The following is a 6,860-nucleotide window of genomic DNA, read 5'->3' on the forward strand; positions in this document are numbered from 1 at the left end:
TGCGATATCGCGAGGTGCGAAGGCATGAAAGGATTGAGAACGCTGTTGGCTGCGTCCCTGACGACCCTGGGGCTTTCAGTGGCGACGCTGCCGGTTGACGCCGCGCAGGCGCCGGTCCATTTTGCCGACCTGAACTGGGAAAGCGGCAGCCTGATCACCGAAGTGCTGCGGGTAATTGTCGAGAAGGGCTACGACCTGCCCACCGATACGTTGCCGGGCACCACCATCACCCTGGAAACCGCCCTGGCGAAGAACGACATCCAGGTCATCGGTGAAGAATGGGCCGGTCGCAGCCCGGTGTGGGTCAAGGCCGAGGCCGAAGGCAAGGTGGTGGGGCTGGGCGATACGGTCAAGGGCGCAACCGAAGGCTGGTGGGTGCCGGAATACGTGGTCAAGGGGGACCCCGCCAAAGGCATCAAGCCTCTGGCCCCGGACCTCAAGAACGTAAAGGACCTGGCGCGCTACAAAGATGTGTTCAAGGACCCCGAGTCCCCAGGCAAGGGGCGCTTTCTCAACAGCCCGATCGGCTGGACCTCGGAAGTGGTCAACAAGCAGAAGCTCAAGGCCTACGGCCTGGATGACAGCTATGTGAACTTCCGCAGCGGCTCGGGCGCGGCACTGGATGCCGAAATCGCCTCGTCGATCCGCCGGGGCAAGCCGGTGTTGTTCTACTACTGGTCGCCGACGCCGCTGATGGGGCGTTACAAGCTGATCCAACTGGAAGAACCGCCGTTCGATGCCGAAGCGTGGAAAACCCTGACGGATGCGGATAATCCGGATCCAAAACCCACGCGGTCGTTGGCATCCAAGCTGAGTATCGGCGTCTCTACACCGTTCCAGAAGGAACACCCGCAGATTGCCCAGTTCTTCGAGAAGGTCGAGTTTCCGATCGAACCGCTGAATAAAGCCCTGGCGACCATGAGTGAAAATCACACGGCGCCAAGGGATGTGGCCCAGGCGTTCCTGAAGGAGCATCCGGAAGTGTGGAAGGCCTGGTTGACCGAGGATGTGGCGCAGAAGGTCGAAGCCAGCCTGAAATAAACGTGCGCATGCACGGTAGGAGCCCGGCTTGCCGGCGAAGGCGTTCTTTCGGCTGCCATCGCCGGCAAGCCGGGCTCCTGCGTTCAGGTGTTCAGAACTTGGTTTGTACTGCCAGCTCGAATGTCCTTGGCGCACCCACGTAGTAAGCCGGCGACACATGCGCAAACTCGGCATACACCTCATTCGTCAAGTTGCGCACCCGGCCCGTCACCGAGGTGTGCGAGTCCACCTTGTAGCGCAGGAACGTCCCGAACAGCGTGTAGGCCGGCACCGTCTGGGTGTTGGCGTTATCCGCATACACCTGGGCCACATACCGCGCATCCACGCCACCTTGCCAGTTCTCGGCAAAGTCATAGGTCAGCCACAGGTTGCCCACGCGCTTGGGCACGTTGGTCGGCGTGTTGCCCTTGCGCGAGACCACCGCGCCACTGGCGATTTTCTCGTTGAAGTCATCGTACTCGGCATCGACCCAGGCGAAGTTGCCTTCCGCCAGCAGCCTGGGTGTGATGCGCAGCGAGCTGGCCAACTCGATGCCCTTGGATGACTGCGCACCGACCGGAATACTGTTGGTCGGGTCTTGCGGGTCAGTGACGGCAAAGTCCTTGCGCTCGATCTTGTACGCGGCAACGGTGGCCGAGCCACGGCCGTCCAGGTAATCGAACTTGCTGCCGACTTCCCACTGTTTGCCTGTCGAGACGTCAAACACTTGCGTGGTGGTACTCGGCTGCTCGGCGGCGGTGCTGTATTGCACATACACATTGGCCGACGGGATGAATTGATAGGTCAGGCCCACGCGGCCAGTCACCGGTTCCCAACTGCGCTTGAAGTGCCGTGGATTGGTGGCCGTGACCTCGCGGTGGTTGGTCACGTCCAGGTCGATGGCGTCATAACGCAAGCCGGTCAGCAGCGACAGTTTGTCGGTGAGGCCCAGGCGATTCTCCACGAACAGCGCCTTGGTGGTGACTTCGTTGGTCTTGTCCTTGCCGAAGCTTTCCCGGGTGCGCGGGATGTCGTAGAAGTGCCCGGGGTCGAAGTTGTTCGGATCCACCGTGCTGTTACCCGACACGTTCCACGGGGTGTTGGTGGTGCTGTTGACCTTGTACTCGAAACCGCCGGACCAGGTGGTCGACAGGCCAAACATGCTGTCGTCGTGGCGCAACTCGAACTGGTTGCCGTTCTGCTCGCCCTGATGACGCACCTGGTAGGCCGTCGAGCGGTTCACCGCGCTGTTGTCAGCGTTGTACTGGTAGGTTTCCAGGTTGCGGTAATCGCGCTGGCTGTCCAGGTGATAGAGGGTGTTTTTCAGCGTGGTGCTGTCGTTGATGCGGTAGTCGATGATCGAACGCGCCCAGATCGTGCGTTGCTCGTAGCGACCGTCGGCGACGTTGTAGTTGTTGAAGCGGTTGTGCTTGTCGATCTTCAGTTCGCCCACCTTGGGGTTGAGCACCGGCGTGCCCCAGTAGGGGCTGTCTTCATGCTCATCCTGGTATTCCAGCGCCAAGGTGTGGGACAGGTTGGGGGTGAGGTCGCTGAGCAGGGAAAACGCCAGGCTCCACGCCTCGCGCTGGTCGCGGTCGATGTAGCTGTGGTTGGTGTTGCGGCTCACATCCAGGCGTGCGTAGTGCTGCACATCGGCGCCGGGTTCGGTCAGGGCATGATTGACACCAAATGCCATGCCGGCGGTGTCATAGCTGCCATAGGTGAGTTGGCCTTCGGCGGCCTGTTCCTCGCGGCTAGCCAGCTTGGTCACGTAGTTGAGCGAACCGCCCACGGAGCCTGCGCCGTTGATCAGCGAGGAAGGGCCGCCCACCAGTTCCACCCGATCATAGATCCACGCATCCACGGGCCGGGCCAGGCCGGTGGCGACGTTGATGCCGTTGAACATCTGGGTGATCTGGCTGCTGGTAAAGCCACGGTAGGAAACAAACCCGCCAAACCCCGGTGGGGCGCTGGCGTTGACGCCGGGCAGGGTATTGGCCGCATCGCGGAAGGTCTTGGCGCCATGGCGCTCGATGTCATTGCGATTGGCGATGGCCACCGACGCCGGGGTTTCCCGCACGCTCAATCCCAACCTCGATGCCACGCCGCTGGATTGGTCCAGGGCCAGGCCGGGCTCGGCAGCTTGTTCGCCATCAATGGTTGTCGGGGCCAACTCAAGGGCCCAGGCGCAGACAGGCAGGCAGCCGAACAGGCCCGCCAACAGGGGTAGATGTTTCATGGATGAATCCTGAAAAACTTGGCTTGAAAACAACGCACCGCCGCCCGTACTTCCTTACGGAAACGGTACTCAGTGCAGATCAGAAAGCGAAGGGATCAGGCGCAGGCAGGCGGCGCGCGTGGGTGCGCGGTGGGCCAGGTGAAGCGGGCAGGGATGTCGGCAGCCAGAACAATGGCTGGCGGTGGGGCGTGGGGCTGCGGCAACATCGCCACATTCAGGCTGGAACTCAGCGCCGGGCCCATGCCACCGGTTGAACACAGCGGGCAACCGAACGCCTTTGACAGCGTGGGCAGGTTCTCTTCAGTGGAGTTGGACGGCTTGGGCGCCTGGGTGCGCGGGTCCACTGTACAAAATTGACCGCCGATGCCATTGAGCTGCATCCCGACCATCTGCCCATGACCAATACTGCAGGCGAACACATTGAACAGGACGCAGCTGTAGAGCATCCAGGCAATGAGCGAGCGGTCGGCACGGGCAAGTTTCATGGGGCGGCACTTTACCATCAGCCGCCGACGAAATGCCTGCAAAAAATCTCAGGGCGACTATCCTGTTTCGCACCTTTCAGGGAGAGCCAGCCATGAGCTTCGTTGTCGCACGATGGATTGTCGGGGTTTTTACCTGCATCAGCATGGTCCACTTGTATTGGGCCGCCGGTGGCAAACTCGGCAGCCTCGCCGCCATCCCCCAACTGCCCGGCGAATTCGCCAGCGGCCCAAAGCCCGCGTTCAAACCCTCGGCGCTCGGGACCTTCCTGGTGGCGATGGGGTTGGTGGCCATTGCGCTGCTGGTGTGCCTGCGGGCCGGGCTGTACTTCTCGGCAGTGTCCCACGGGGCGTTGCAGTGGGGCATCAGTGCGATAGCCGTGCTGATGTTTGCCAGGGCGATTGGGGATTCGGAGTTGGTGGGGTTTTTCAAGAAGGTGGGTGGGTCGAGGTTTGCGAGGTTGGATACGTATTTCTATTCGCCGTTGTGTTTGGTGTTGGGGGTGGGGTTGTTGGTGGTGGCGTGGGGGTGAGGGGCTGATTGCTCTTCGGGATGGGCCGCCATTGTTAAACGTTGAATGAAGTACAAGTTGGACATGGCGCCGGGGATTTTCTTGGCTTTTCCCAGTTTTAGGTAGTCGTTGAATTCATGCGTCAGGTACTCTTTGTCGGTATATTTTTTGTGTTTGCGCGCTAGCTCACACGCGTAAATATATAATCGCCAAAGGTTAAATCCGTCGACCCTATCATCAGGGTCGCAATCAAAATCGATGCATCGGTCAGATAGATAAACGTGGCAACCAATGCTGTGCAATTCGTAAGTCATGTCGGTGACAGCGCTTCGCTGCGGAATTTTCTTGGAATTCCATAAGCCCAGAATTTTTTTGGTTCCGAAGGGTTGCTCAAGTAATTCCGTTGTTTTGTTTACTTGGCCCAGATATTCCAAAATCAGGGTTTCTAATGTATGGGTTTGCATAGGTCTGGCTGCGCTGGGAGGTGCTTGTTTATAAAAAGCTGGTTTTAACTTTTTGACATTGGTGTGTTGTGGTAACGCATTAAACAAGTCAATAAAACGCGCATGAATTTTTTCTGATCAATGACAGGTGCGCTGAAGTAAGTTGCCATGCTTTTAAAGACTGCATCAAAACTGTCGTTCGCGGCTAAGAAGTGTGTGATCGAGGTGATGAACCACTCCTGCTCATTCCTTGTGTAATCTAGAAAGTCTGGTTTAGTTAATTCGTCAAAAAGCTCTATAAGTTCTTCTTCGTTATTTATATTTTTTGACGCGATAAGTCTCTCTCGCTCTAAGTCATCCGTATTTTCAATGTCATAAGTGAACAGGAGTCCGCGGATTATTGACATGTCAGGTTTGTTTTTCATTGTTGGTCATTTCTCCGTGTATGCGGTTTTTGGCTTGCCTTGATTGTTTAGTATTACTCTTGCTTTACGTTGTTGGCTGTACTCCATTCCATCATTTGAATATCCTTCGCCAATAATCTTGCCCATATCCATTGTTCGTAATGATGCTGCGAGTCCGTTTCTTCTAAAAATGAGCTGAGCTCGGTATATCGAGTTTAACTGATCCCTGTGGCTGAGATAATGAGTTGCAGCGGGAGGATATTTAGGTTCACCTGTGTTTGGACCTGATGTGTAACGCTCAATAATTCCTGTCGTCGGATTCCTTGCGGTATTCAACCGTTCGAGCTGAGATTCGAGTGTCGTTTGTGCGCCGTGCTTCTCTAGGAAATGAGCTCCTGGAGTTGCTTTCTCAAGCTCGTCTAGACGCCTATAGACGTTAGCTTCAGCAAGTTCATCAATTCTTGCCTGACGCTCAGCACGCGTCAGTTGCGGTAAAGCTGGCTCTCCATCATTAACACTTGGCGCAGAGTTTTTAGCAGTAGCGCTTGGCTTGCAACCATCTTCGCCAGGACATGAGCTTAACCCTAACGGATCAACCCATCCCGTAGGATTAGGCACGTACTGGTACGCATTGATCCCACCCGCCAGCTTCACCGGATCCGGCGTCAGGTAGCGACCAATATCCGGATTGTAGTAGCGATGGCGGTTGTAATGTAGCCCGCTTTCCTGATCGAAATACTGACCCTGGAAGCGCAGCGGATTGTCGACTTTTCCGATGTCGAGGCGGCTGATTTCGCCGTAGGCGCGGTAATGCGCGGACCAGACAATTTCGCCATCCAGAGCGGTGAGTTCCTGCGGCGTGCCCAGGTGGTCGAGTTGGTAGTGGTAGGCCTTGGTTTCCTTTGGGCCGAAGCCTTCCAGCAAGGCCAGCGGGCGGAAGCTGTCGGGTTCGTAGAGGTAGCTGCGGTGGCGGTTCTCGTGGTGTTCGGCGATGAGTGTGTCGCCTTGCCAGAAGAACTCGGTCGTAATGCCATCAACGGTTTTGCTGATACGCCGCCCAAACGGGTCATAGCGGTAGCTGGCGGTCTGGCCGTTGGGCGTTTTAATGCCGATCAGGCGGTGCTGGCAGTCGTAGCGGTATTCGGTGACGAGTTGATGGCCTTTGCCGCGGCGTTCGCGGATCAGGTTGCCGTAGGCGTCGTAGTCGTAATGGTGGTCGCCTTGGATCATCAGGCGGTTGCCGGCGACGATGTCGGGGCCGGGACGGTCTTGCATGAGCAGGTTGCCGGCGGGGTCGTGGCCGAAGCGTTCCTGCTCGCCTTGGGTGTGGTCGGCGCGGGTGAGGCGGTTGAGTGGGTCGTAGTGGTAGCGGTGGTCGCCTTTGCGGGTGTCGAGCAGGCGGGTGAGGTTGCCGGATTTGTCGTAGTCGTAGTGGCGGCGGTACACCGGGCCTTCGGCGTCGTTGATGCTCTGGTTGAACAGGCGTCCCTGGTGGTCGTGTTGGTAAGTGCTGAGCAGTTGGCCTTGTTGGCGTTGCTGTTCGCGGCCGGCGTTGAAGAGGTGTGAGGTGAGTACTGCGCCGTTCAGTTCGACGGTGGCGAGGTGACCGCCTTTGTCGTGATTGAAGGTGAGGCGGTTGTTGTCCGGCAGGCGTAGGTTTTGAAGATGGCCGCAGGCGTCGTAGCCGTAGCGCAGGGTGCCCCAGCCCTGGTGTTCGGCGGTGAGGCGGTTTTGGGCGTCGTATTCGTAGGCCAGGGCCC

7 protein-coding genes are annotated in these 6,860 nt (G+C 57.9%); 2 read left to right on the top strand and 5 right to left on the bottom strand.

Annotation, left to right across the window (positions count from 1 at the left end; translation table 11 throughout):
• The first annotated feature begins 24 nt into the window (after positions 1-24).
• Complete coding sequence (locus tag BM70_RS0126120; protein ID WP_025858762.1) at positions 25-1,041, top strand: ABC transporter substrate-binding protein; 1,017 nt, start codon at positions 25-27, stop codon at positions 1,039-1,041.
• A gap of 91 nt (positions 1,042-1,132) precedes the next feature.
• Here BM70_RS0126120 and BM70_RS0126125 read toward each other — a convergent pair whose 3' ends face one another.
• Complete coding sequence (locus tag BM70_RS0126125; protein ID WP_025858763.1) at positions 1,133-3,259, bottom strand: TonB-dependent siderophore receptor; 2,127 nt, start codon at positions 3,257-3,259, stop codon at positions 1,133-1,135.
• 95 nt (positions 3,260-3,354) lie between these two features.
• Complete coding sequence (locus BM70_RS0126130; protein WP_025858764.1) at positions 3,355-3,744, bottom strand: DUF2946 domain-containing protein; 390 nt, start codon at positions 3,742-3,744, stop codon at positions 3,355-3,357.
• Positions 3,745-3,836: 92 nt separating this feature from the next.
• On the opposite strand from BM70_RS0126130, the gene BM70_RS0126135 reads away from it, so the two are divergent.
• Positions 3,837-4,274 carry a DUF3995 domain-containing protein gene (locus BM70_RS0126135; RefSeq protein ID WP_025858765.1) on the top strand — a complete coding sequence of 146 codons (438 nt, stop codon included), beginning with the start codon at positions 3,837-3,839 and terminating at the stop codon, positions 4,272-4,274.
• Here BM70_RS0126135 and BM70_RS32690 read toward each other — a convergent pair.
• The 3 genes from BM70_RS32690 to BM70_RS32695 form a co-directional block, all read right to left on the bottom strand.
• Complete coding sequence (locus BM70_RS32690) at positions 4,217-4,717, bottom strand: hypothetical protein (RefSeq protein WP_256220946.1); 501 nt, start codon at positions 4,715-4,717, stop codon at positions 4,217-4,219. The genes BM70_RS0126135 and BM70_RS32690 overlap by 58 nt on opposite strands.
• A gap of 44 nt (positions 4,718-4,761) precedes the next feature.
• The gene (locus BM70_RS0126140) at positions 4,762-5,121 is read right to left on the bottom strand and encodes a hypothetical protein (RefSeq protein WP_025858766.1); all 360 of its coding nucleotides are present in this window, start codon (positions 5,119-5,121) and stop codon (positions 4,762-4,764) included.
• Between the two features lie 6 nt (positions 5,122-5,127).
• On the bottom strand, positions 5,128-6,860 hold a 1,733-nt coding region (locus BM70_RS32695; RefSeq protein WP_177326588.1), incomplete at its 5' end, for an RHS repeat domain-containing protein.

The sequence above is a fragment of the Pseudomonas sp. CHM02 genome (assembly GCF_000612585.1).
Classification (GTDB): domain Bacteria; phylum Pseudomonadota; class Gammaproteobacteria; order Pseudomonadales; family Pseudomonadaceae; genus Aquipseudomonas.

Excerpts from the sequence above, each read along its gene's own strand:
- BM70_RS0126120 (WP_025858762.1), top strand. The coding sequence starts at position 25 with ATGAAAGGATTGAGAACGCTGTTGGCTGCGTCCCTGACGACCCTGGGG.
- BM70_RS0126125 (WP_025858763.1), bottom strand. The coding sequence starts at position 3,259 with ATGAAACATCTACCCCTGTTGGCGGGCCTGTTCGGCTGCCTGCCTGTC.
- BM70_RS0126130 (WP_025858764.1), bottom strand. The coding sequence starts at position 3,744 with ATGAAACTTGCCCGTGCCGACCGCTCGCTCATTGCCTGGATGCTCTAC.
- BM70_RS0126135 (WP_025858765.1), top strand. The coding sequence starts at position 3,837 with ATGAGCTTCGTTGTCGCACGATGGATTGTCGGGGTTTTTACCTGCATC.
- BM70_RS32690 (WP_256220946.1), bottom strand. The coding sequence starts at position 4,717 with ATGCAAACCCATACATTAGAAACCCTGATTTTGGAATATCTGGGCCAA.
- BM70_RS0126140 (WP_025858766.1), bottom strand. The coding sequence starts at position 5,121 with ATGAAAAACAAACCTGACATGTCAATAATCCGCGGACTCCTGTTCACT.